The organism is Microtetraspora fusca (assembly GCF_001570365.1).
Taxonomy (GTDB): domain Bacteria; phylum Actinomycetota; class Actinomycetes; order Streptosporangiales; family Streptosporangiaceae; genus Microtetraspora; species Microtetraspora fusca.
In genome coordinates this window covers 178583-202308 of record NZ_BBYK01000042.1, presented here as the reverse complement: position 1 = coordinate 202308, position 23726 = coordinate 178583, and the positions used below count along the sequence as shown (strand labels likewise).

Genomic DNA, 23726 nt, shown 5'->3' with positions numbered 1-23726 from the left:
TGGCTCTCAGAGGCCCCCGGGCCCCGGCCCGCCCACGAGGCCTTGTGTGACGGCTCTCAGAGGCCCCCTCGGCCGGCCGGGTCGGCGGTCACTGAATCGGCTGGTCGGGCGGCGCCTCGGTGGCGCCGCCGTTCCCCGGCGGCTCCGTCGTGCCACCGCCTCCCGTGCCGCCTCCTGTACCGCCGGTCCCTTGGCCACCGTCGCCCGGACCGCCGGTGCCCGGACCACCGGTGCCCTGGCCGCCGTCGCCTCCGTTCCCGGGGCCTCCGGGACGGCCGGGACCGGTGGTCTCGCCGCCGGGCGTGCCGCCCGGGGAGCCCGGATCGGTGGCCCCCGGGTCGGGGTTCGGCGTCGCCGTGTCGCCGCCCTGACCGAAGCGGTCGCCGTACCGATCCCCGAAGCGGTCGTAGCCGCCGTACGACCCGTACTGGTCGTAGGAGTTGTAGCCGCCGTAGTAGTACGACACCGGCCCGGGGAACTCCTTGACGGGCTTGCCGTCCATCGCCTCGCTCATGAAGCGCTTCCAGATCTGGGTCGGCAGCGTGCCGCCGTACAGCGCGCCGTATCCGGGGACCTCGACGGGCTTGTTGTCGTCGCGGAACATGTTGACCGCGACCGAAAGCTGCGGGACGTACCCGGTGAACCAGGCCGCGGCCGACTTGTCGGTGGTGCCGGTCTTCCCGGCGACCGGGCGGTCCGGCAGCTGCGCCCCGGTGCCGGTGCCGCCGCGCACCACCTGCTGCAGCGCGTACGTGGTGTCGGCGGCGGTGTCCTCGCTGAACGCCCGCGTGCCAGGGGCGGTGATCTTCCGGGTGTTGCCGTTGGCGTCGGTGACCGAGCGGATCACGTGGGCGTCATGGTGGATGCCCTCCGCCGCGAACGTGGCGAACCCGGACGCCTGCTGCACGGCGCTCACCGAGGCGACGCCGAGCGGGAACGTGGCGGCGGCCTCGTGCTGGGCGAGCTGGCTCTCGGGGATGCCCGCCGCCTCGGCCGCCTTGGCGACCTTGCCCAGGCCGACCTGCTGGCCGAGGTCCACGAACGCGGTGTTCACCGAGTTGCGGGTGGCCTGCACCAGGTCGATGGACGCGCCGTACGAATGGCCGCCCGAGTTGGGGATGGTGGCCGAGGCGATCCGCATCGGCGAGTTGCCGTTGACCCGGTTGGTCAGGCTGAAGCCGTTCTCCAGCGCCGCGGCCAGCGTGTACGGCTTGAAGGTCGAGCCGGCCTGGACCTTGGCGGAGAAGGCGTTGTCGTACTGGTTGGACGTGTAGCTGCTGCCGCCGTAGAACGCGAGGACCTCGCCGGTGCGGGGATCGACGGCGGCGAGGCCGGTCCGCACCTTCTTGGGCGTGTTGTCGGGCAGGACCGCCTTCACCGACTCCTCGGCGAGCTTCATCAGCTTCTTGTCGAAGGTCGTGGTGATCTTGAGGCCGCCCTGCTGGATGTCCTCGTCGGTGTAGCCGAGCCGGTGCAGCTCGGCGACGACCTGTTCGACCATGTAGCCGTTCTTGTCGTTGCGGGTGAGCGGGGCCTTCTCCTTGGCCAGCGTGGGGAAGGTGAGGGACGTGGCCTGCTCGGCCGTCATCGACCGGGTCTGGACCATGCCGTCGACGACCGACTGCCAGCGCGCCTTGGCCGCGTCGAGATCGTCGCCCTTGGGGTTCGCGAAGCGGGACGGCTGCTGGATCACCGCGGCGAGGTAGGCGCCCTCGGCCGGCGTCAGGTCGCGCGTGTTCTTGTTGAAGTACGCCTGGGACGCGGCCTGGATGCCGTACGCGCCGCGGCCGAAGTAGATCGTGTTGAGGTACTGCTCCAGCACCCAGTCCTTCGACTTGGACCGATCCACTTTCAGGGAGATCAGGATCTCCTTGAGCTTGCGATCGACGGAACGCTCCTGGCTGAGGCCGCTGTAGTAGTTGCGGACGAGCTGCTGGGTGATCGTCGAGCCGCCCTGGAGCTGCTTGCCGGTGACTGTCGACCACAACGCCCGCACGGTGCCGGTGAGGGAGACGCCGTTGTCGCTGTAGAAGGTCCGGTTCTCGGCGGCGATGACGGCCTGCCTGACCGGCTGGGGCACCTCGCTCAGCGGGACGTTCTTGCGGTTCTTGCCCTCGGTGGCGAGGACGGTCTTGCCGTTCCGGTAGTAGATCACCGCCCCCTGCGCCGTGGCGTCGTCCTGGGTCGTGTCGGGGATCGGCGTCATCACCCACGCGACGGCGACCAGGCCGACCACCGCGGCCACGCAGGCGCCGAAGGCGATCAGGGCGACCCGGAGAAACCGCCGTCTCGGCCGCTTCCCCGTCGGCCGGGACGGCGGCTCGGACCCGGACGGCTGGTCCGGAATCTCCTCGGTCTCCACGTATTACCCCCGGTTGCTCACACTCTCGCTGCCCTTGCGAGACCTGGGCGAACCATTCAACGGTAAACGATCCATAACGGTGCCGCGCGCTCCGGTCCACAGCGCCTCATCCCTGGGCCGAGCCCCGGTCATGGGCTCCGGTGCTCAGTTCCGGTTCTCACCCCGGTTGGCGGCGGCGACGAGCGGCAGGACCCGGTACGGCACGGGCGTGTCCAGCGCGATCACCGACGACGTGCGCACGACGCCGTCCACGTCGACGATGAGGTCGATGACACGCTGGAGGTCGGCGTTGCTGCGGGCGACCACCCGGCACAGCATGTCGCCGCCACCGGTGATGGTGTGGACCTCCAACACTTCGGGCACGAGGGCGAGCCGGTCGGCGACCGGGCTGTGCCCGCTGACCTGCCGGATCTGCAGCGTCACGAAGGCCATCACGCCGTACCCGAGGGCGGTGGGATCGATGTCGGGGCCGTATCCGGTGATCACGCCGCGCGCCACCATGCGGTCGAGCCGGGCCTGGACGGTGCCGCGGGCCACGTTGAGCCGCCGGGAGCACTCGAGGACCCCGATGCGCGGCTCGGCGGCGAGCATGGAGATGAGCCGTACATCGAGCTGATCAATCGTCACAACGTTCTCCCAGGTTTGCCGATGAGGACCGGGCAGATTGTCCACTAATTTTGGCATCTATTGCACACATTGGCCAGTGTGACAGAGAGTGACGATATGAGTGATATGTTCCCTGTGCACGGCATGGACGCGGTCGTCTTCGCGGTGGGAAACGCCAAGCAGGCGGCCCACTACTACTCGACCGCCTTCGGGATGCGCCTGGTCGCGTACCGGGGCCCGGAGAACGGAAGCCGCGACGAGGTCGCGTACGTCCTGACGTCGGGCGGCGCCCGATTCGAGTTCCGCGGCGCCGTACGGCCCGGCACGCCGACGGCGCGGCACGTCGCCGAGCACGGCGACGGTGTGATCGACCTGGCGATCGAGGTGCCGGACGCGGAGGCCGCCTACCGGACAGCACTGGAGCGCGGCGCCACCGGCGTCGTGGAGCCGTACCTGATGGAGGACAAGCACGGCAAGGTCACGCTCGCGGCCATCGCGACGTACGGCGAGACGCGGCACACGCTCGTGGAACGCTCCAACTACTCGGGGCCGTACCTGCCCGGCTACGTCGCCGCCACGCCGATCGTCCCGCCCGGCGAGCGGATGTTCCAGGCGATCGACCACTGCGTCGGCAACGTCGAGCACATGGAGGAGTGGGTCGAGTTCTACGAGCGGACCATGGGCTTCACGCGCATGGCCGAGTTCGTCGGCGACGACATCGCCACCGAATACTCCGCGTTGATGTCGAAGGTGGTGGCCGACGGCACCCGCAAGGTCAAGTTCCCGCTCAACGAGCCCGCCCCCGGCAAGCGCAAGTCGCAGATCGACGAGTTCCTGGAGTTCTACGGCGGGCCGGGCGTGCAGCACATCGCGCTCGCGACCAACGACATCCTCTCGGCGGTGGACCGCATGCGCGCGGCCGGCCTGGACTTCCTGGACACACCGGACTCGTACTACGACGACCCCGAGCTGCGCGCGCGGATCGGCAAGGTCCGGGTGCCGGTCGCGGAGCTGAAGAAGCGGCGGATCCTGGTCGACCGGGACGAAGACGGCTACCTGCTACAGATCTTCACCAAGCCGGTGCAGGACCGGCCCACGGTGTTCTTCGAGCTGATCGAACGGCACGGGTCGCTCGGTTTCGGCAAGGGCAACTTCAAGGCGCTCTTCGAGGCGATCGAGCGCGAGCAGGCGCTGCGCGGAAACCTTTAGCGATTTTGCCCCGCAGGGGCTTTCGGGCGGGCGGAGCGAGGTGACCAAAGGGGCATGGAACCATCGTTTCCGCCTGAAGGTGAACCGCGACCCGAGCCGCGGACTCCGTGGGAGCCGCCACCCCTGGGGCCGGCGGCTCCCCCGCTCGCCGGACGTTGGCGCCGCCTGTTCGCCGGCATCTTCGACTTCGTCATCGTGGCGATCATCTCCTCGCCGGTCGTGTGGACGTCGTGGCGCATCGTCACGCACCCGGAGACCGGCACGGTAACCCTCGTCGACGTCACCCACACCTATCTGGCGAGCATCGTCGGGTTCCTCTACTACTGGCTCTTCCACGCGTACTGGAACGGTCAGACCCCCGGCAAGAAGATCTTCGGGATGCGCGTCGTGCGCGAGAACGGCGAGCGCATCGGGGTGGGGCAGGCCGCCATCCGGCAGATCACCGAGGTCGTGCTGGCGTGGCTGTGCTGCCTCTGGATCCTCGACCTCGGCTGGATCGTGTTCGACAGTAGGAAGCAGGCGCTGCACGACAAGACCGCTGGGACCCTCGTCGTGGACGCCTGATGACCGGCCGCACGATTGTCGGGCACCAGGTCACCAGGGCACCCGTTCCCTCGCATACGCTGGCTCGATGATGGCCGCACGCCGACTGACCACGATGTTCGCCACGCTCGCCCTGATCTCGATGATCGGGTGCGCGCCCTCCGAGGGAGCCGTGACCGCCCCCGCCGACAACGGCAGGGCCTCCGGCGGCGGGACCGCGGCCTCGCCCGGCTCCCGCGTGGAACGTTCCGACACGGTCGGCGCTCCCGGCGTCGGCGACCCCGCGTTCCCGCTCGACGGCAACGGAGGGTACGACGTCGGGCACTACACGCTGAAGCTGTCCTACGATCCGGCGTCCAAGCTGCTCGCGGGGAGCGCCCAGATCCAGGCCACGGCCGTGCAGAACCTGTCGCGGTTCGACCTCGACCTGCACGGATTCACGGTGAGCCAGGTGACCGTGAGCGGCTCGGACGCCAGCTTCGCCCGGGAGGGCGACGAACTGGTGGTCACCGCGCCGAAGCTGATCGCCAAGGACGCGCCCTTCACCGTCACGGTTCACTACTCCGGGGTGCCCGACCCGGTGCGCAACTCCTCCAACCTGGGCACGTACGGGTTCATCCCGACGCCGGACGGGTCGTTCGTGACCTCCGAGCCCAACGGGGCCAAGACGTGGTTCCCGTCCAACGACCACCCCTCCGACAAGGCCACGTACGACTTCGAGATCACCGTTCCGGAAGGCGTGACCGCGATCGCCAACGGCGAGCAGGCGGCGCCGCCCAAGACGAGCGGCGGGAAGACGACGTTCGTCTGGCGCGAGAAGCACCCCATGGCGAGCTACCTCGCGACCATGACCACCGGGAAGTTCGACGTGCGCACCGGCACCTCCCCCGGCGGCATCCCCGTCTACGCGGCGACCGACCCGAAGTACCGCGACGCGCTCGACACCCTGTACACGAAGAGCGCCGAGATCACCGACTACTGGGCGACCGTCTTCGGGCCATACCCGTTCTCCTCAACCGGCGGAGTGATCGACGACTTCAACGCGGGATACGCGCTGGAGAACCAGACCAAGCCCATCTACGGCGGTTTCACGCCCGACTCCGGCATCATCGCGCACGAACTGGCGCACCAGTGGTTCGGCGACAGCGTGAGCGTCAAACGCTGGCAGGACCTGTGGCTGAACGAGGGCTTCGCCACGTACGCCGAGTGGCTGTGGTCCGAGCACACGGGCGGGGCGACCCCCGAGCAGATGTTCCGCAACGCGTACGCCGACAAGACGAACGCGATGTGGACCTATCCGCCGGCCAAGCCGCGGCCCGAGGACCTGTTCAACGACGCGGTCTACACGCGGGGTGCGCTGGCGCTGCACGCCCTGCGCCAGAAGATCGGCGACACCGCGTTCTTCACGTTGATCAGGAAGTGGACGGCGACGTACAAGTACGGGAACGCCACGACGGCCGAGTTCATCGCCATGGCCGAGCAGACCTCCGGCAAGGAGCTGGGGCCGCTGTTCGACGCGTGGCTCTTCCAGCCGACCCGCCCCACTCTGGGCTGACCGGACCACTCGTGGACACATAGGGGGACCCCGCTCGGATCATCCGGCAGGAACTTAGGTTAGCCTTACCTTCGTTCCTGTCCTTTGATCGGGCTATGGGGTGATTTTGGGATGCCCTCCCGAGGGTCTGCTGCGGTGTCGGGGCTCGTGGCCCTCGCGATCGCCGTCGGCGTCGTGGCGATGCTGTCGATCGGTGTGGGCAGCCGGTTCATCCCGCCGGGCAGCGTGCTGAGCGCGCTGTTCTCGCCGGGAGGCGGCTTCTACGACAACGTCATCTGGGAGCTGCGGGTCCCCCGGACCGTCGCCGGCCTCGTCATCGGCGCCGCGCTCGGGCTGTCCGGGGCGGTCATGCAGGGCCTGACGCGCAACCCGATCGCCGACCCGGGCATCCTCGGCGTCCACGCGGGCGCCGCCTTCGGCGTCGTCGTGGCGATCTACGTTTTCGGGCTGCTGGACTTCCGGGCCTATGTCGGGTTCGCGTTCGCCGGGGCCGCTCTCGTCAGCGCCGCCGTCTGGCTGGTCGGCTCGCGCGGCCGGGACGGCGCCACGCCGGTCAAGCTGGCCCTCGCCGGCGCCGCGATCAGCGCCTTCATCGGCTCGGCCACCTCGCTGGTGCTCTACGCCGACTCGACGGCCTTCGACGAGTTCCGCTTCTGGAGCGTCGGCTCGCTCGCCGGAGCGAAGGCGGACCTGCTGCTCGCCGCGGCACCGTTCCTCGCGGGTGGAGCGCTGCTCGCGTTCGGCGTCATCCGCGGCCTCAACGCCCTGTCCATGGGCGCCGACGTCGCCCGCTCCCTCGGACAGCGGGTGAGCCTGGTCCGGGGCGCCGCCGCGCTCGCCGTCGTCCTGCTCTCCGGCACGGCCGTCGCCGCCGTCGGGCCGATCGGGTTCGTCGGGCTGACCGTGCCGCACGTCGCGCGGGCGCTGGCCGGCCCCGACCACCGCCGGGTCCTGCCGTACTCCGCGCTGCTCGGGCCGCTGGTGCTGCTCGGGGCGGACATCGTGGGCCGGGTCGTCGCGATCCCCTCGGAGGTCCAGGTGGGAGCCATCACCGCCGCGGTGGGCGCTCCGGTGTTCATCTGGTTCGTACGCAGAAGGGCGGTGCGCGAGCTGTGACCGCGTCCCTCCACAGCGGCGCGGCGGACCCGGCCCCCGACCGCGCTCTTAACCGGGCCTTGGGCCGTGCCGTACGCGGGCCCGGGTTCTCCGCCCGGCTGGCCCCGCGCGCCCTGCTCGTCGCCTCCGCCGCGCTGGCCGTCCTGCTGGCGCTGGCCGTCGCGTCGATCTGCTTCGGCGACTATCCGCTGCGGTTCGACCAGGTCGTGGACGCGATCTTCGGCGGCTCGGGCGGCCAGTCGTACATCGTGCAGCGGTTCCGCCTGCCCCGCGCGGTCGGCGGCGCGCTGGCGGGCGCGCTGCTCGGGCTCTCCGGCGCCGTCTTCCAGACGCTCGCCAGGAACGTGCTGGCCAGCCCCGACGTCCTCGGCGTCGAGACCGGCGCCGCGCTCGTCACGGTCGTCCTGATGACCCTCGGCCTCACCGGTACGGCGGCGCTGACCGGGGGCGCGTTCGCCGGGGCCGCCGTGGCCACCGCCGCCGTCTACCTCCTGGCGTACCGGCGGGGAATCAACGGGATGCGGCTGATCCTGGTCGGCATCGGGGTCAACGCGTGCGTCACCGGCGGCACGTCGTACGTCCTCATGCTCGCCGAGGTGCACACCGCCGAGCGGGCGCACAACTGGACCCTGGGCGGCTTCAACGGCCTCGGCTGGGAGCAGGTCGCGGTGCTCGCGACCGGACTCGCCGTGACGCTGCCGCTCGCGACCGGGCTCGCCGCCCGGCTGCGCACGCTCTCACTCGGCGACGGCGTCGCCCGCGCCCTCGGACTGCCCCTGGAGCGTTCCCGGCTCCTGCTCATCGGGGCCGGCGTGCTGGCCGCCGCCGCATCGGTCGCGGTCGCCGGGCCGGTCGCGTTCATCGCGCTCGTCGCACCCCAGATCGCCCGGCGGCTGATCGGCAGGCCCGACGGCGGCCTGGTCACGTCCGCGATCTTCGGCGCGCTGCTCGCGGTGGCCGCCGACTTCGCCGGGCGGCAGCTCGCCGGGGACGCCGAGATCCCCGTCGGGATCGTCACCGCCCTGGCCGGCGGCCCCTGGCTCGTCTACCTGCTGATGAAGCGCGGCTCTAGGAGTACCAATGGATGACGAAGCGCTCGGCGCGCGCGGCCTGGTGGTGGGCTACCGGGGCCACGAGGTGATCGACGGGCTGGACCTCGCCCTGATGCGGGGCCGGATCACCGCGATCATCGGTGCCAACGGCTGCGGCAAGTCGACCCTGCTCCGGGCGCTGTCCCGGCTGCTGCCCAGCGAGGGCACCGTCGTCCTGGACGGCCGGGACACCGCGACGCTCTCGACCCGGGAGATCGCCCGGCGGCTCAGCGTGCTGCCGCAGGGACCGTCGGCGCCCGAGGGGCTCACCGTCGCCGACCTGGTCGCGCGGGGCCGCTACCCGCACCAGAGGTGGCTCAGGCAGTGGTCGGAGACCGACGAGGCCGCCGTCCGCGAGGCTCTGGAGCGTACCAACATGACGGCGTTCGCCGGGCGGCCGGTCGACGAGCTGTCCGGCGGTCAGCGGCAGAAGGCGTGGATCGCGATGGCCCTCGCGCAGCGGACCGACACGGTGCTGCTCGACGAGCCGACGACGTACCTCGACATCGGCCACCAGGCCGAGGTGCTCGACCTCCTCGTCGAGCTCAACGTCTCGGCCGGGCGGACGATCGTGTTCGTCCTGCACGACCTCAACCAGGCCGCGCGGTACGCCGACCGGGTGATCGCCATGGAACGGGGCCGGATCGCCGCCGACGGGACGCCCGACGAGGTGATCACCCCCGAGACGCTGCGCGCCGTCTTCGACGTCGAGGCGCACGTGGTGGCCGACCCGCACTCGGGCGCGCCGCTGGTCATCCCCGCCTCCGTGCCGCTGACCGTACGCCGTGCCGCCCCGGCCGCCTCTTGATGCCCCTTACCGAAAATCGACGAGCTGAGGAGAAAGACGACGTGATGAAAGTGTGGAAGGCCGCGAGGATGCGGACGGCGCTCGCGGCGGGCGCGCTGGTGACGCTCTCGCTCAGCGCGTGCGGCGGCGAGACGTCCGGAGCCGCCGGCGCGGGAGACACCCGCCAGGCCGCCCACGCGTACGGCACCAGCCAGGTCCCGGCCGAGCCCACGCGCGTGGCCGTACTCGGCGACGAGGCGCTCGACTTCGCGATCGCGGCGGGCATCACGCCCGTCGGCGTCACGACGACGCGCGGCCTGGACACGCCCAACCCCTACCTCGCCGACAAGGTGAAGGACGTGCCCGTCGTCGGCAACGTACGGGAGATCAACTACGAGGCCCTGGCGAAGACCGGCCCCGACATGATCGTGGGCAGCGCGACCGGCGTGGACGAGGCGGCGTACAAGGAGCTGAGCCGCATCGCCCCGACCGTCGTGATCGGCGATCCCGCCGCGCAGTTCCGGGCCTGGCGCGACGTCGTCACCGAGGCCGGCACGGCGTTCGGCCGGCCCGAGGTGGCGACCAAGCTCGTCTCCGACGTGGAGGCCGAGCTGGCCACGGTCAAGTCGTCGCTCGGCGACGTCTCCGGGCGCAAGGTGGTGCTCATCCGGTGGGGCACCGACGGCCCGACCCCGATGTACCGCGGCCTGCAGTCCGCGCAGCTCCTCGGTGAGCTGGGCTACGGGTTTCCGAAGATCGTGGACGTGGAGAAGGGCGGCCACGGCGCGACCCTGAGCATGGAACGCCTGGACGAGATCGACGTGGACCACGTCTTCATCAGCGCGCTGAACCCCGAGGCCGACACCGCGCTCGGGCAGGCCAAGTCCTCGCCCACCTGGCGGTCGCTGGACGCCGTCAAGAACGACCGCGTCCTGACCGTGCGCAACGACCTGTGGAACAACAGCTCCGGCGGCCTCGCCGCCCTGGAGTTCCTGAAGGACTTCACCGCCAAGATGGTCACGAACAAGGGCTGATCGACGGGGACCTCCCGGGCGCCACCGCGCGCCCGGGGGTCTTCGTGTCCGCGAACGCCCGGTCCGCCAGTGGGTGTCTGCCGGAAGGAGCCCGCGGTCCTCGCGAAGCCCGCTCCGCTCCCTCGATCCCGGTGAACGTCCGCGGACAGCGCACTAGCCGAAGATGAGCTTGTAGCCGTCGCGGCGCAGCGCCCCGAGGACCTCGTCGCAGTGCGCGGGCCCCCGGGTCTCCAACTGGAGCAGGACCTCGGCCTCGTCCATGTGCAGGCGCGGCGCGACCCGCTCGTGCACCACGTCGAGCACGTTCGCGCCGAGGTCGGCGAGCCTGGCCAGCAACGCCGCCAGGGCGCCGGGCCGGTCGGTCAGCCGGATCCGGAACGCGAGATAGCGGCCCGCCGCCGCGAGGCCGTGCCGTAGGACCTTGGCCAGCAGCAGCGGGTCGATGTTGCCGCCCGACAGCACCGCCACCACCGGCGGCTCGAACGCGTGCGGATGGTCGAGCAGGGCGGCCACCCCGGCGACCCCCGCGGGCTCCACGACCAGCTTCGAGCGTTCGAGGCAGAGCAGCAGCGCCCGGGACAGCGTCTCCTCCGAGACCGTCACGACGCTGTCCACCAGGTAGTGGATCAGCTCGAACGGCAGCTCCCCCGGGCGGCCGACCGCGATGCCGTCGGCCATCGTGGACATGGGCTCCACCATCACCGGATGGCCGGCGGCGAGCGACTCGGGGTAGGCCGCCGCCCGCTCCGCCTGGACGCCGACGATCCTGATGCCCGGTCGGAGCGACTTCACCGCGAGCGCCACGCCCGCCGCGAGGCCGCCGCCGCCGATCGGCAGCACGATCGTGCCGACCTCGGGGTACTGCTCAAGGATCTCCAGGCCGATCGTGCCCTGCCCGGCCACCACGTCGGGGTGGTCGAAGGGATGGATGAACACCGCCCCCGACCGCTCCGCGTCGTCCTTGGCGGCCTGGAGCGCCACGTCCACCGTCTGCCCCGCGAAGACCACGTCCGCGCCGTACGCCCGGGTGGCCTCGACCTTGGGCAGCGGGGCGCCCTCGGGCATGTAGACCACCGACTTCGCCCCCAGCAGCCCGGAGGCGAACGCGACCCCCTGGGCGTGGTTGCCCGCGCTGGCGGCGACCACGCCCCTGGCCCGCTCCTCGTCGGTGAGCCGCGCGATCCTGACGTACGCGCCGCGCACCTTGAAGGACCCGGCGCGCTGGAGGTTCTCGCACTTGAGACGGACCGGGCCGCCGAGCATCTCGGACAGCACCCGCGACTGCACGACCGGGGTCTGCACGATCACCCCGTCGAGAACCTTGCGTGCGGCGACGACGTCGTCGTACGACACCTGTGGGACACCCATGGCGGAAGTCTGCCACCCGGCCGTCAGTCGCCATGCGGCCCACCCACCCCGTGTCGCACAGGGCTCACCCGAGAGGGGGCGGCATCGCGTCTTCGGCCTTTCCACGCCGTCGTCGGTCCCCGATCGGGCGCCACCCAGGAGATCGCACCAACGGGTGAGCCGGGAGCGGTCAGCTACCGGGCGGAGGGGTGGCGTCGCCGATCTCGAACGCGCCGGGCTCGTCGATCACCTGGCACGGCTTGACCGGCCCGGCCGACAACATGCCGGCGACCTGCCAGTTGACACCGGGGTTGTCCACCGTGGGTTCCACCGGATTCTCCGCCACCTGGATCATCACGATCTGGCCCGGCTTGATGTACTCGGGATGGATCGTGATGCCGTTCCGCATCTCGACGGCCTTGTAGGAGGGCGAGCTCTCCAACCTCTCTCGCATCCTCGCCTTCACGGCCGGGTCCTTGCTCGTGATCTCCTCCGGTGTCAACGAGAAATTGTCACCCTTCACAGGCGTGACCCGGAGGTTGCCGCACCACTTGCCCAGGGGCAGATAGGTGATGTCGGCCGTGATGCCCATGTCGGCCAGATCCTTCTCGACCTGGTCCGGGTCCCGAAGTTCGTGGATCTTGAGGTTGATCGAGCCGTCGGGGTTCTTCGTCAGCGCGTACGCGGGGGTGCCGGAGCCGATCACCACCGGCACGGCGACCGCCGTGGCCGCGGCGACCCCGAGGACTCCGGCGGCGGCGAAGAACCGGCGACCGGTCGTCCGGCGCCCGGCGGGAGCGGGCCGCGCCTGCCGCCGGGCGGCAATCTCGGTCTTGAGCTCGGCGAGCAGGCGGTCTTCGAAGGTTTCGTTCATCGCTGTCCTTCCATGATGAGTGGCGGCAGGACGCCGGGGATCTTCTGGAGCGCGCGGCGCGCGCGGTGGAGCCGGACGCGGGCCGTCCCCTGGCGGATGCCGAGGGCGGCCGCCGCCTCCGCCGGGCTGAGGCCGTCCACGGCCACCAGCTCCATGAGGGCCCGCTCGTTCTCCGGCAGCCCGGCCATGGCGTCCATGGCCCGCCGGGCCGGGGACTCCGCGTCGATCCGCTCCTCCAGGCGCGCGATGTCGTCGCCGTCGAGCAGCCGCCGCCCCGCGATCCGGCTGTTCGCGCGCAGTTCCCTGGCCGAGCGGCGCCGCTCGGCCAGGAGGGTGTTGCGCGTCACGCCGTAGAGCCAGGCGATCTCGCTGCCCTTTCCGGGGCGGTAGGTATGCGCGGAGTCGAACACCGCGAGGAACACTTCGGCCGTGAGGTCGGCCACCGCGTGCGGGTCCCCCACCCGCCTCGCGAGGAACCGGGTCACGGCTTCGAAATGGCGCCGGTAGAAGGCTTCGAACGCCTCGGGATCATCGGCGATGTCCGCCAATCCCTTTTGTTTCAGGCGCACCGGTGTCTCTCCTTGGTCGTCCGTCCGAATACGACCATGCTTGGACGAACCCATACCGACCGTTACAGGGCTTCCGCTCTGGCGTGCCGACGGCCACGACGCCTATTTTGTTTGTTGCCAAATGAAGCCTCCGGGGCGGCGCGACGGGAACCCGAGGCCCGCTCGCCGGGGCTCGTGCGCCACACCGCCCGGCGGCATGGCCGGACCCGACCCCGTCAGGAGTGCTCCATGGACCTGCGACACTGGCTCGACCAGGCCGTGACCGCCAACGAGGCCTGGTCCCGCGCCTTCGGACAGGTCACGCCACACCCCTCGCTGCTGGTCGACGACGAGCGTTTCAGCGCGGCGTTCACGCTGTTCAGCGAGCGGCTGCGGGACAACTATCCGTTCTTCCATCCGCGGTACGCGGGGCAGATGCTCAAGCCGCCGCACCCGGCCGCGGTCGTGGGTTACCTGTCCGCCATGCTGATCAATCCCAACAACCACGCGCTGGACGGCGGCCCGGCCACCGCCGCGATGGAGCGCGAGGTGGTCGCCCAGTTGGCGACGATGTTCGGGTTCGACACCCATCTGGGGCACCTCACCACCAGCGGCACCATCGCCAACCTGGAGGCGCTCTTCGTGGCCAGGGAGCTGCACCCCGGCCGGGGCGTCGCCTACAGCGCCGAGGCCCACTACACGCACAGCCGCATGTGCGGCGTCCTCGGCATCGAGGGGCACCTGGTCCCGGTGGACGCGCGGGGCGCGATGGACCTCGACGCCCTGGAGGAGCTGCTGCGCGAGGGGCGGGTCGGCACCGTCGTGCTCACCACCGGCACGACGGGGCTCGGAGCGGTCGATCCCGTCCACGAGGCGCTCGCCCTGCGCGAGCGCCACGGCGTACGGATCCACGTGGACGCCGCCTACGGCGGCTTCTTCACCCTGCTGGCCGGCGCGGACGGGCCGGAGGGCCTGCCCGAGGCCCCCTGGCGGGCGATCACCCAGTGCGACTCGGTGGTGGTGGACCCGCACAAGCACGGGCTCCAGCCGTACGGCTGCGGCGCGGTGCTGTTCCGCGACCCGTCCGTGGGCCGCTTCTACCTCCACGACTCGCCGTACACCTACTTCACGTCGGAGGAACTGCACCTCGGGGAGATCAGCCTGGAGTGCTCCCGGGCGGGCGCCGCCGCGGCCGCCCTGTGGCTCACCTTCCAGCTCCTCCCTCCCACCCGGGACGGACTTGGGGCGGTCCTGGCCGCCGGACGGCGCGCGGCGCTGCGCTGGGCCGACCTGATCGAGAAGTCCGAGCACCTGGAGCTGTACCAGCGGCCGGAGCTGGACATCGTCGGCTACTTCCCCGTCACCCGGCCGGCCGCGCTGAGCCGGATCGACGTCGCCAGCGCCCGGATCCTCCAGGAGGGCATGGCGGACGCCGAGGATCCGGTCTTCGTGAGCACGTTCCGGGTCGGGGCGGAGGCCATGGTGGCCCGGCACCCGGGGATCGTCCAGGACGCCGACGGGGCCCGGATCCTGCGCAGCGTCCTCATGAAGCCCGAGTCCGAGGACTACGTGGACCACCTGCACGAACGGCTGGAGCGGCTCGCCCGCCCGTGACCTCGGGCAAGCATGTCCGCTATGTCATTCCCGCCATTCCGCTGACCTGCCTGGCCGCCGGTCTCGCCATCGCGAAACGCGCGCCGCGCCGCGAAAGCCGCCCCTGAGCCCCCGGCAACGCGTTCTACGACGAGAAGACCAGGATGGACGCGGTGAATCCGTGCACGTGGTTGTGCCCGGCCACCGGGCCCAGCTCTCCCGCGGCGAAGAACCCGGCCACGCCGATGGGCCCCAGCGTGTCCCGTACGGCGAGGGCGTCGTGGTCGGCCGAGCCGAACATGGCCGACCCGCGCCCGTTGCAGGAGAACAGCAGCGCGCCATCCACCCGGCCGCCGGTGTTCACGTGCTCGTCGAGCATGTGGTAGAGATCCTCGTCCGCGGTCTCGGCGTCCCTGACCTGGAAGCGGACGGTCCGGCCGATCTCCACGACGTCCCCGATGGCGACCGCCTCCTGCTCGGGGTCGATGCCGAGCACGCCCCTGATGAGGAAGTCGCCGCGTTCGTGGCGTTCGGCGTATTCGTCCATGGCGAGGCCGATCTGGAGCCCGGAGGCGACCAGCTCACGGTCCGCCTCACCGAGCCCGCTCACAATGTCCTCGAGCCGGGCGAGCGCCGGCTGGCCGGCCAGTTCAAGCAGCAAATTGTCCTCGGCCCGGGTGACCACCATCGTCGGACCGATCGGGCGGCAGCCCTGGCTCACCACGGTGCTCACCTTCACCGGCCCGCCCAGGATGACCCCGATGGCGCCCTCCGTGTACGTCTCGCCGTCCGCGAAGAGGCGTACCGAGTCGCGGCCCGCGAGGGCGTTGGCGAGGCCGCCGGTGATCGGCAGGTTGCCGAGCACCTCGGCCGAGTGCTCGACGAACGCGTCCGTCGGGAAGCTGTAGGGATCGGCGAGCAGAATCGCGACCTTGTCCTCGGGCCCGCGTTCGGGCAGGCCGATGACCACGAAACGGTCCTCGGTGCGGAGCGTCTCCAGGGCGAAGGTCGTCACCTCGGCGTCGCCGAGGGAGGCGGCCCACGCGCTCACCGACGGCCGGAGCTCCACTCCCTGCGCGTCTCCGATCACGCCGGTGGCGCTGCACCCGATCACGTGCGCGCCCGAAACCAGGGACATGGCGCGCTGTCCGGCCCGCGTGACGTCGTCGGCATCGTCCCCGCAGATGAAGAAGCACACCAGATCGGGCCGTCCGGACAGACCGGCGAGGGCCTGCCGGATGGCCGCCTCGGCCGTCTCCACGAGATCCGTGCCCACGGCGAGACCATCGGCGAATCGGCTTGTCAAAACCGCCATCGTCTCGCCTCCTCCTGTCGACACTCCCCGGGTCACCACTGTGTCCCGAATTGCCCTCTTGCCCGATTCTCCCCACTGCGGGGGGTTCAACGCACAATAGTCGTCACGCAATAGTCGGGATCCCGACGCGTACCGAGGTGCCGGATCTGCCGACCGCGACGTAGTCTCGACTCCGTGCACGAATCGCTCGCACCCGCTCCCAGCACTCTGCGCGAGCTGCGCGAGAGTGGACACGTCCACCGGACCGTGAAGGCCGAGATCCGCGAGAACCTCCTCGCCCGGCTGCGCTCCGGCGAGCCGCGGTTCCCCGGCATCGTCGGCTTCGACGACTCCGTACTCCCGCACCTGGAACGCGCGCTGATCGCTGGCCACGACCTGGTCCTCCTCGGCGAACGCGGCCAGGGCAAGACGCGGCTGATCCGCACCGTCGCCGGGCTGCTCGACGAGTGGACGCCGGTGGTGAAGGGGTGCGAGATCAACGACCACCCCTACGCCCCGGTCTGCGTACGGTGCCGCCGGCTGGCCGCCGCGCACGGCGACGACCTGCCCGTGTCCTGGCGGCACCGCGACGACCGCTACGGCGAGAAGCTCGCCACCCCGGACACCTCCGTGGGCGACCTCATCGGCGACGTGGACCCCATCAAGATCGCCGAAGGCCGCACCCTCGGCGACCCCGAGACCGTCCACTACGGCCTCGTGCCGCGTACCAACCGAGGTGTCTTCTCGGTCAACGAGCTGCCCGACCTCGCCGAGCGGATCCAGGTCTCGCTGCTCAACGTGCTGGAGGAGCGCGACATCCAGGTCCGGGGGTACAACCTGCGCCTGCCGCTCGACATCCTGCTGATCGCCAGCGCCAACCCCGAGGACTACACCAACCGCGGCCGCATCATCACGCCGCTCAAGGACCGGTTCGGCGCGGAGATCCGTACGCACTATCCCCGCACGATCGCCGACGAGCTGGTCCTGATCCTGCAGGAGGCCGGGCTGCGCGAGCTCGGCGCCGACCTCCCCGACCACCTCGTCGAGATCATCGCCCGCTTCACCCGGCTGGTACGCGAGTCCTCCGCGGTGGACGCCCGCTCCGGCGTCTCCGCGCGGTTCTCGATCGCCGCCGCCGAGACCGCCGCCGCCTCGGCCGTACGGCGGGCCGCGCTGGCGGGCGAGGAGCGCGCCGTGGCCCGGGTGTGCGACCTGCCCGGCGTCGTCCACACGCTGCGCGGCAAGGTCGAGTTCGAGGTGAGCGAGGAGGGGCGCGAGGTCGAGGTCCTCGCCCACCTGCTGCGCCGGGCGACCGCCGAGACGTTCCGCGGCTCGTTGGGCGGGACCGACCTGTCCGCGCTGCTCGCCCGGTTCTCAGAGGGCGCGCAGGTGGAGTCCGGCGAGTCGGTGCCCGCCACCGAGCTGCTGCGCCGCATCGGCCGGGTGGACGGCCTGGCGCGGATCATGTCGGCGCTGGGCATGGGCGAGGGCGACGAGTCCCCCGGCCACGCCGCGGCGGCCCTGGAGTTCGCGCTCGAAGGGCTGTATCTCATGCGCCGCCTCTCCAAGGACGAGCTGGCCGGGGGCGGCGTCTACCGGACATGACCTGATCGTGACCTTCCGCCGGACAACTTTTCCGGCGACGGGGCCATCTCAATCAGCGCATCGATCGCTGACGAGCAGAGGAGCCCCAATCATGATCACGCGAGGTCGCGTCCCGCTCTCGATCACCGCCCTGGTCGCGGTCGCCCTGACCGGCTGCGCCCAGGCGGCCCAGGGCGCCACGGCCGAGCGGACGACGAGCTCGGCCGGCGCCGTCCAGGCCGCCTCCACCCGCACCGTCTACGGCTTCGCCCGCCCCGACGGCGCGGGCGCGATGATCGTCAGCCCGAGGAAGGCGACGCGCGCGGGCAAGCTGTACCGCCTCCAGCCGATTCCCTCCGCCAAGGAAGCGCGGGTGACGTACGGCTCGTCGCTGGACTATCGCCGGGTCACCACCGCCTGCGACCTCAAGGAGACCGAGGGCGCCGTCGCGGTCGACGCCAAGGGCCTCGGCACCACCCGCTGCACCGACAAGGACCTGTCGTTCACGCTCGGCCTCGGCCTCGTCCCGGCCGTGGTCACGTACGACACGGCCACCGGCGTCGCGACCCAGGTGCGCGAGTTCCTCTACCCGCCGGACGACCCCACCACCGCGTTCGGCATGGCCTCCCTGGGGCGGGGCGCCGTGACGTTCACGCCCTACAAGGTGAAGCGGGTGCCGACCATGGGCTACTCCTTCACGAAGAAGGCGGGCGCCCCGGTCACACTGCCGTACAACGGGACGGTGGTCTTCTACCGCACCGGGCGGTCCTGCGCCGACAACTCGCAGCAGCCCACCAGCGCCGACCGGAACGGCGTCGGCACGCGGCGCTGCACGGCCGCCGACCTCACCCGCGCGCTGCGCGCGCTCAAGACGATCCAGGTGAAGGTGGACTATCTGAAGTCGAGCCGCGAGCTGATGGAGATCCGCGAGGTCTTCCCCTGCCAGGGCGACACCTGCGGGTGACACGCTCCCGGACAGGCGTTCATGCCCGTCCGGGGACCGGAGGCCCGGCCGCGTAGCGGGTAGCGTGGTGGCGTGGCTTACCGGTACGGGGAGTATCACGACGGGCCTGATCCACTGGCTCCGCCGTACGACGTCCGTGAGGCCCTGGACGAGATGGGCGACGCCGTCCTGTCCGGGGCCACGCCTGTCGACGCGCTGCGCGACCTGCTGCGGCGCGGCCTGCCCGGCGCTCCGGAGCGGCGCGGGCTCGACGACCTGCTCCACCAGGTGCGGCGCCGCCGTCGCGAGCTGCGTTCGGGGTCCCGGCTCGACGGAACGCTGGAGCAGGCCCGCGCCCTGCTCGACAAGGCGATCGGGCAGGAACGGGCCGAGCTGCGGCGAGAGGCCGACGGCCGGCCCGGCGCCGACCCCTCGGACGACACGGGCTTCCGCGAGGCGCTCCTCGACGCGCTGCCGTCGGACACCTCGCAGGCGATCCATGAGCTGGCCTCCTACGACTGGCGCTCGCCGGAGGCGCGGCGCACCTTCGAGGAGCTGCGCGACCTGCTGCGCAGGGAGATCCTCGACAGTCAGTTCCGCGGCATGCGCGACGCCCTGGCGAACCCCGACCCGGCCGCCATGGAGCGGGTCCGCCACATGCTGGCCGACCTCAACGACATGCTCGAACGGGACGCCCGCGGAGAGCACACCCCCGACGACTTCGCGGAATTTATGCGGAAATACCGGGACATGTTCCCAGAGAACCCGCGCAACCTTGAGGAGCTCGTCGACCAACTCGCCCGCCGGGCCGCGGCGGCGCAACGGCTGCTGGCGTCGCTCACCCCCGAGCAGCGGGCCGAGCTGGCCGGGCTGATCGAGCAGACCCTGGAGCAGGCCGGGCTGTCGGAGCAGATGCACCGGCTCGGCGAGAGCCTCTACGCCCGCCGCCCCGATCTCGCCTGGGACACCCCCGAACGGTTCTCCGGTGAGGACCCGATGGGCATGGGCGACGCGGTGACGGCCCTGCAGGAGCTGGCCGACCTCGGCGAGCTGGAGTCCGCCCTCCGGCAGGACTACCCGGGGGCCCGGCTGGACGACATCGACGAGGAGGCGGTCCGCCGTGCTCTCGGCCGGTCCGCGGTCGACGACCTGGAGGCCCTCCGCCAGATCGAGCGCGAGCTGGAGTCCCAGGGATACCTCCGCCGCCACCGCGGCAAGCTCGAACTCACGCCCAAGGCCGTACGCCGCCTCGGCGAGACCGCGCTCCGCCGCGCCTTCTCCTCGCTGGAGTCCAGCCGCCGCGGCGACCACGACCAGCGGGACGCCGGCGCCGCCGGCGAACTGACCGGCTCCACCCGCCCCTGGCGGTTCGGCGACGAGCAGCCCATCGACGTGGTCCGCACGATCGTCAACGCCGTACGGCGCGGCGGCGGCGCCCCGATCTCCCTCTCCGCGGACGACTTCGAGATCGTGGAGACCGAGCGCCGATCGGCGGCGGCGGTCTGCCTGCTGGTGGACCTGTCGTACTCGATGGCCCTGCGGGGCACCTGGGCGGCGGCCAAGCAGACGGCGCTGGCGCTGCAGGCGCTGGTGACCTCGAAGTTCCCGCAGGACGCCGTGCAGATCATCGGCTTCTCGAACTACGCGCGGGTGCTGCGGGCCGACGAGCTGGCCGGGCTGGAATGGGACATGGTCCAGGGCACGAACTTGCACCACGCGCTGCTGATCGCCGGCCGCCACCTGGACCGGCACCCGGACTTCGAGCCGGTCGTGCTGGTCGTCACCGACGGCGAGCCCACGGCCCACCTGATGCGCAACGGCGTCCCCCGCTTCGACTGGCCGCCGTCCCCGGAGACCCTCGAACTCACCCTCGCCGAGGTCGACAAGATGACCCGGCGGCGGGCGACCATCAACGTGTTCATGCTGGCCGCCGACGAGCGGCTGCGCGACTTCGTCGACGAGGTCGCCCGGCGCAACGGTGGCCGAGTCTTCTCCCCCAGCGCCGACCGCCTCGGCGAGTACGTCGTCAGCGACTTCCTGCGCAGCCGCCGGGCCCGATAGCGACAGCCGACGTCCCGGCGGCGGCCCTGCGCCCGAACCGATGACCAGACGGGATAGCCTCGCCCCATGTCGCTTCTCGGCAAGGTGGTGCTGTGGCTCCACATCGGCTTCGCGATCTTCGCCATCGGCCCGCTGACCGCGGTGACCAGCTCCGTCCCGCGCTACATCCGTACGCGTGACGTCGCGGTCCTGCGCTACCTGCAGCGGGCGACCCGGATCTTCGGGGTGCTGACCCTGGGCGTCTTCGCCACCGGCCTGGTCCTCGGCGGCGACAAGCTCGGCGCGCCGTACCTCTCGGCCTCGATGACGCTCTTCGTGGTGGCCCTCGCGCTCATGGTCTTCATCGAACGCGACGAAGGCGCCGCCATCCGGGCTCTGACGAGCGAGAGCCCGGACGACGCCAAGGTTCAGATCGGCAGGATCGCCGCCATGGGCGGCATCGCCGCGGTGATCTGGCTGGTGATCCTGTTCCTGATGGTCTTCTTCAACCCGACGCCCTGACCGGTCAGCCGAGCGCCTCGGACAGGTCGGCGAGCAGGTCGTCGGCCGTCTCGATGCCGACCGACAGGCGGACCAGGTCGGCGGGCACCTCCAGCGGCGACCCGGCGGCCGACGCGTGCGTCATCCGCCCCGGGTGCTCGATCAGCGACTCGACGCCGCCGAGGGACTCGCCGAGCGTGAACAGCTTGGTCCGGTCGCACACCTCGACCGCGGCCTGCTCGCCACCCGCCACCCGGAACGACACCATCCCGCCGAAGCGCCGCATCTGCTTGGCCGCGACCTCGTGGCCCGGGTGCTCGGGCAGCCCCGGGTAGAGCACCTGCGTCACCTTCGGGTGGGACGCCAGCAGCTCGACCACCCGCTCGGCGTTGTCGCAGTGCCGCTCCATCCGTACGGCGAGCGTCTTGAGCCCGCGCAGCGTCAGCCAGGCGTCGAACGGCCCGGCCACCGCGCCCATGGCGTTCTGGTGGTAGGCGAGCTGCTCGCCCAGCTCGGCCGACGCCGCCACCAGGCCGCCTCCGACCACGTCCGAGTGGCCCCCGACGTACTTGGTGGTCGAATGGACCACCACGTCCGCGCCGAGCTCGATCGGCTGCTGCAGGTACGGCGAGGCGAACGTGTTGTCCACGGCGAGCAGCGCTCCCGCCTCGTGGGCGATCGACGCCAGCGCGGCGATGTCGGCGATGCCGAGCAGCGGGTTGGTGGGCGTCTCCACCCAGATCACCTTGGTCTCGGGGCGCACCGCCGCGCGGACGGCGTCCACGTCGCCGATCGACACCGGCTCGTACGACACGCCCCACCGCTCCAGGACCTTGGCGAACAGCCGGAACGTGCCGCCGTAGGCGTCGTCCGGGATCAGGACGTGGTCGCCGGGGGCGCACACGGTCCGCAGCAGGGTGTCCTCGGCGGCGAGCCCGGAGGCGAACGCCAGCCCGCGGGCGCCTCCCTCGACGGCGGCCAGGCACTCCTCCAGCGCGGTCCTGGTCGGGTTGGCCGACCGGCTGTACTCGTAGCCCGCGCGCAGCCCGCCCACGCCGTCCTGCTTGTACGTGGAGACCGCGTAGATCGGCGGCACGACGGCCCCGGTGTGCGGGTCGGCCTCCTGGCCGGCGTGAATGGCCAGCGTCTCGAAACCTTCGTTCATCGCGAACGCAACCTTCCCAAGTAGTTCACAGCCCGACGTCCCATTCGCCGCCCGGCTCGATCTCGTCGTCCCGGCCGGACGCGTCAGTTCGCCGCGAGGAACGCGAGCAGGTCCTGACGGGTGAGCAGGCCGACCGGCTTGCCGTCGTCGAGGACCACGGCCGCGTCCGCCTTCTCCAGCGCCTCGACCGCCCGCGAGACCGGCTCTCCGAAGCCGATCATCGGGAGCGGCGCGGACATGTGGTCGCCCAGCGGATCGTCGGAGGAGACCTTCCCGCGGTAGAGGCCCTCCAACAGGTCCCGCTCGACGATCGAGCCGACGACCTCGGCCGCCATGACCGGCGGCTCCTCCTTCATGACGGGAAGCTGCGAGACGCTGTACTCGCGCATGATCGAGATGGCCATGCCGACCGACTCGTGCGGGTGGACGTGGACGAACTCGGGCAGCCCCGCGCTCTTGCGGCTCAGCACGTCGCCGACCAGGCCCTCGTCGGTGGACGTCGTGAGGAAGCCGTAGTCGGCCATCCACTCGTCGTTGAAGATCTTGGAGAGGTAGCCGCGGCCGCTGTCGGGCAGCAGCACGACCACGACGTCGTCCGGCCCGGCGTTCCGGGCGACCCGCAGCGCGGCCACCACGGCCATGCCGCAGGAGCCGCCGACCAGCAGCGCCTCCTCGCGGGCGAGGCGGCGGGTCATCGCGAACGAGTCGCGGTCCGAGACCGCGATCACCTGGTCGCAGATGGTCGTGTCGTAGGTGGCGGGCCAGATGTCCTCGCCCACGCCCTCCACCAGGTACGGCCGGCCGGTGCCGCCGGAGTAGACCGAGCCCTCGGGGTCGGCCCCGATGACCTTGACCCGGCCGCCCGAGACCTCCTTGAGGTAGCGACCGGTGCCGCTGATCGTGCCGCCCGTGCCCACGCCGGCGACGAAGTGGGTGATCCGCCCCTCGGTCTGCTCCCAGATCTCCGGACCGGTCGACAGGTAGTGGCTGGTCGGGTTCTCCGGGTTGGAGTACTGGTCGGGCTTCCACGCGTTCGGCGTCTCACGCGCCAGCCGGTCCGACACCGAGTAGTAGGAGTCGGGGTGATCGGGCGAGACGGCCGTCGGGCAGACCACGACCTCGGCGCCGTACGCACGGAGCACCGCGATCTTGTCCTGGGCGACCTTGTCCGGGCAGACGAACAGGCACTTGTAGCCCTTCTCCTGCGCCACGATGGCCAGGCCGACGCCGGTGTTGCCGGAGGTCGGCTCGACGATCGTGCCGCCGGGCTTCAGCGCGCCGCTCCGCTCCGCGGCCTCGACCATCCGCAGCGCGATCCGGTCCTTCACCGACCCGCCAGGGTTGAAGTACTCGACTTTGGCGAGCACCTGGGCGGGCAGCCCCGCCGTGACCTTCCGCAGCCGAACGAGCGGAGTGTCACCTATGAGCTCGATCAGGGAATCGTGTACGTGCACCGCGAAGACCGCCTTGGTTTACCGAAGCTTTGTCAGCCTGCCTGAAGCCGTCATCCCGAGGGGGTGGCCGGAACTGGGCT

General features: G+C 71.2%; 20 protein-coding genes. 12 read left to right on the top strand and 8 right to left on the bottom strand.

The window, feature by feature from the left end; translation table 11 throughout:
- Positions 1–88: 88 nt before the first annotated feature.
- Both AWQ68_RS10135 and AWQ68_RS10130 read right to left on the bottom strand, forming a co-directional pair.
- Positions 89–2362: a transglycosylase domain-containing protein gene (locus AWQ68_RS10135; protein ID WP_245655839.1), complete on the bottom strand. Its 2274-nt coding sequence runs from the start codon at positions 2360–2362 to the stop codon at positions 89–91.
- 144 nt (positions 2363–2506) lie between these two features.
- A complete protein-coding gene (locus tag AWQ68_RS10130) occupies positions 2507–2989 on the bottom strand; it encodes an Lrp/AsnC family transcriptional regulator (protein WP_245655838.1) in 483 nt (160 codons plus the stop codon).
- A gap of 96 nt (positions 2990–3085) precedes the next feature.
- Here AWQ68_RS10130 and hppD point away from each other — a divergent pair, with 96 nt between their 5' ends.
- The 7 genes from hppD to AWQ68_RS10095 all read left to right on the top strand — a co-directional run bounded on the left by hppD (position 3086) and on the right by AWQ68_RS10095 (position 10303).
- On the top strand, positions 3086–4177 hold the full coding sequence (gene hppD / locus AWQ68_RS10125) for a 4-hydroxyphenylpyruvate dioxygenase (RefSeq protein ID WP_066938201.1): 1092 nt from the start codon (positions 3086–3088) through the stop codon (positions 4175–4177).
- A 54-nt stretch (positions 4178–4231) separates the two neighbouring features.
- Entirely contained in the window at positions 4232–4741 is a 510-nt protein-coding gene (locus AWQ68_RS10120) for an RDD family protein (RefSeq protein ID WP_066938199.1), read from the top strand.
- A 67-nt stretch (positions 4742–4808) separates the two neighbouring features.
- Complete coding sequence (locus tag AWQ68_RS10115; protein WP_084463834.1) at positions 4809–6275, top strand: M1 family metallopeptidase; 1467 nt, start codon at positions 4809–4811, stop codon at positions 6273–6275.
- Between the two features lie 135 nt (positions 6276–6410).
- The gene (locus AWQ68_RS10110) at positions 6411–7391 is read left to right on the top strand and encodes a FecCD family ABC transporter permease (protein ID WP_245655837.1); all 981 of its coding nucleotides are present in this window, start codon (positions 6411–6413) and stop codon (positions 7389–7391) included.
- Positions 7388–8479, top strand: coding sequence for a FecCD family ABC transporter permease (locus AWQ68_RS10105; RefSeq protein ID WP_169808890.1), 1092 nt, complete (start codon positions 7388–7390; stop codon positions 8477–8479). Before AWQ68_RS10110 ends, AWQ68_RS10105 begins: the two co-directional genes overlap by 4 nt.
- Positions 8472–9290 (top strand): ABC transporter ATP-binding protein, encoded by an 819-nt coding sequence (locus AWQ68_RS10100; protein WP_066938190.1) that lies wholly within the window; start codon positions 8472–8474, stop codon positions 9288–9290. The genes AWQ68_RS10105 and AWQ68_RS10100 overlap by 8 nt, the downstream gene beginning before the upstream one ends.
- A 44-nt stretch (positions 9291–9334) precedes the next feature.
- A complete protein-coding gene (locus AWQ68_RS10095; RefSeq protein WP_066938188.1) occupies positions 9335–10303 on the top strand; it encodes an ABC transporter substrate-binding protein in 969 nt (322 codons plus the stop codon).
- 153 nt (positions 10304–10456) lie between these two features.
- Here the strand turns inward: AWQ68_RS10095 and ilvA are convergent, their stop codons facing one another.
- From ilvA to AWQ68_RS10080, 3 genes are all read right to left on the bottom strand, one after another.
- On the bottom strand, positions 10457–11671 hold the full coding sequence (gene ilvA / locus AWQ68_RS10090) for a threonine ammonia-lyase (RefSeq protein WP_066938186.1): 1215 nt from the start codon (positions 11669–11671) through the stop codon (positions 10457–10459).
- 169 nt (positions 11672–11840) lie between these two features.
- Positions 11841–12524, bottom strand: coding sequence for a hypothetical protein (locus tag AWQ68_RS10085; RefSeq protein WP_066938183.1), 684 nt, complete (start codon positions 12522–12524; stop codon positions 11841–11843).
- Positions 12521–13093, bottom strand: coding sequence for an RNA polymerase sigma factor (locus AWQ68_RS10080; protein ID WP_245655836.1), 573 nt, complete (start codon positions 13091–13093; stop codon positions 12521–12523). The genes AWQ68_RS10085 and AWQ68_RS10080 overlap by 4 nt, the downstream gene beginning before the upstream one ends.
- 228 nt (positions 13094–13321) lie before the next feature.
- Between AWQ68_RS10080 and AWQ68_RS10075 the strand changes: the two genes are divergently transcribed.
- The gene (locus AWQ68_RS10075; RefSeq protein ID WP_066938182.1) at positions 13322–14686 is read left to right on the top strand and encodes a pyridoxal phosphate-dependent decarboxylase family protein; all 1365 of its coding nucleotides are present in this window, start codon (positions 13322–13324) and stop codon (positions 14684–14686) included.
- 124 nt (positions 14687–14810) lie between these two features.
- On the opposite strand, the gene AWQ68_RS10070 is transcribed toward AWQ68_RS10075, so the two are convergent.
- Positions 14811–15980, bottom strand: coding sequence for an FIST signal transduction protein (locus AWQ68_RS10070; RefSeq protein WP_066938179.1), 1170 nt, complete (start codon positions 15978–15980; stop codon positions 14811–14813).
- Between the two features lie 174 nt (positions 15981–16154).
- Between AWQ68_RS10070 and AWQ68_RS10065 the strand changes: the two genes are divergently transcribed.
- The 4 genes from AWQ68_RS10065 to AWQ68_RS10050 all read left to right on the top strand — a co-directional run bounded on the left by AWQ68_RS10065 (position 16155) and on the right by AWQ68_RS10050 (position 21048).
- Positions 16155–17564, top strand: coding sequence for a sigma 54-interacting transcriptional regulator (locus AWQ68_RS10065; protein ID WP_157545090.1), 1410 nt, complete (start codon positions 16155–16157; stop codon positions 17562–17564).
- A 91-nt stretch (positions 17565–17655) separates the two neighbouring features.
- On the top strand, positions 17656–18507 hold the full coding sequence (locus AWQ68_RS10060) for a hypothetical protein (RefSeq protein WP_066938177.1): 852 nt from the start codon (positions 17656–17658) through the stop codon (positions 18505–18507).
- A gap of 72 nt (positions 18508–18579) precedes the next feature.
- On the top strand, positions 18580–20547 hold the full coding sequence (locus AWQ68_RS10055; protein WP_066938174.1) for a vWA domain-containing protein: 1968 nt from the start codon (positions 18580–18582) through the stop codon (positions 20545–20547).
- A gap of 66 nt (positions 20548–20613) precedes the next feature.
- Positions 20614–21048: a hypothetical protein gene (locus tag AWQ68_RS10050; protein ID WP_066938171.1), complete on the top strand. Its 435-nt coding sequence runs from the start codon at positions 20614–20616 to the stop codon at positions 21046–21048.
- Between the two features lie 4 nt (positions 21049–21052).
- Here AWQ68_RS10050 and AWQ68_RS10045 read toward each other — a convergent pair whose 3' ends face one another.
- Positions 21053–22192: a cystathionine gamma-synthase gene (locus tag AWQ68_RS10045; RefSeq protein ID WP_066938169.1), complete on the bottom strand. Its 1140-nt coding sequence runs from the start codon at positions 22190–22192 to the stop codon at positions 21053–21055.
- A gap of 83 nt (positions 22193–22275) precedes the next feature.
- Positions 22276–23646 (bottom strand): cystathionine beta-synthase, encoded by a 1371-nt coding sequence (locus tag AWQ68_RS10040; RefSeq protein WP_066938166.1) that lies wholly within the window; start codon positions 23644–23646, stop codon positions 22276–22278.
- Positions 23647–23726 lie beyond the last annotated feature (80 nt).

Bases quoted from the DNA above. Each gene is read 5' to 3' on its own strand.
- AWQ68_RS10045 (WP_066938169.1), bottom strand. From the start codon at position 22,192: ATGAACGAAGGTTTCGAGACGCTGGCCATTCACGCCGGCCAGGAGGCC.
- AWQ68_RS10115 (WP_084463834.1), top strand. From the start codon at position 4,809: ATGATGGCCGCACGCCGACTGACCACGATGTTCGCCACGCTCGCCCTG.
- ilvA (WP_066938186.1), bottom strand. From the start codon at position 11,671: ATGGGTGTCCCACAGGTGTCGTACGACGACGTCGTCGCCGCACGCAAG.
- AWQ68_RS10120 (WP_066938199.1), top strand. From the start codon at position 4,232: ATGGAACCATCGTTTCCGCCTGAAGGTGAACCGCGACCCGAGCCGCGG.
- AWQ68_RS10060 (WP_066938177.1), top strand. From the start codon at position 17,656: ATGATCACGCGAGGTCGCGTCCCGCTCTCGATCACCGCCCTGGTCGCG.
- AWQ68_RS10095 (WP_066938188.1), top strand. From the start codon at position 9,335: ATGAAAGTGTGGAAGGCCGCGAGGATGCGGACGGCGCTCGCGGCGGGC.
- AWQ68_RS10100 (WP_066938190.1), top strand. From the start codon at position 8,472: ATGGATGACGAAGCGCTCGGCGCGCGCGGCCTGGTGGTGGGCTACCGG.
- hppD (WP_066938201.1), top strand. From the start codon at position 3,086: ATGAGTGATATGTTCCCTGTGCACGGCATGGACGCGGTCGTCTTCGCG.
- AWQ68_RS10070 (WP_066938179.1), bottom strand. From the start codon at position 15,980: ATGGCGGTTTTGACAAGCCGATTCGCCGATGGTCTCGCCGTGGGCACG.
- AWQ68_RS10085 (WP_066938183.1), bottom strand. From the start codon at position 12,524: ATGAACGAAACCTTCGAAGACCGCCTGCTCGCCGAGCTCAAGACCGAG.
- AWQ68_RS10050 (WP_066938171.1), top strand. From the start codon at position 20,614: ATGTCGCTTCTCGGCAAGGTGGTGCTGTGGCTCCACATCGGCTTCGCG.
- AWQ68_RS10075 (WP_066938182.1), top strand. From the start codon at position 13,322: ATGGACCTGCGACACTGGCTCGACCAGGCCGTGACCGCCAACGAGGCC.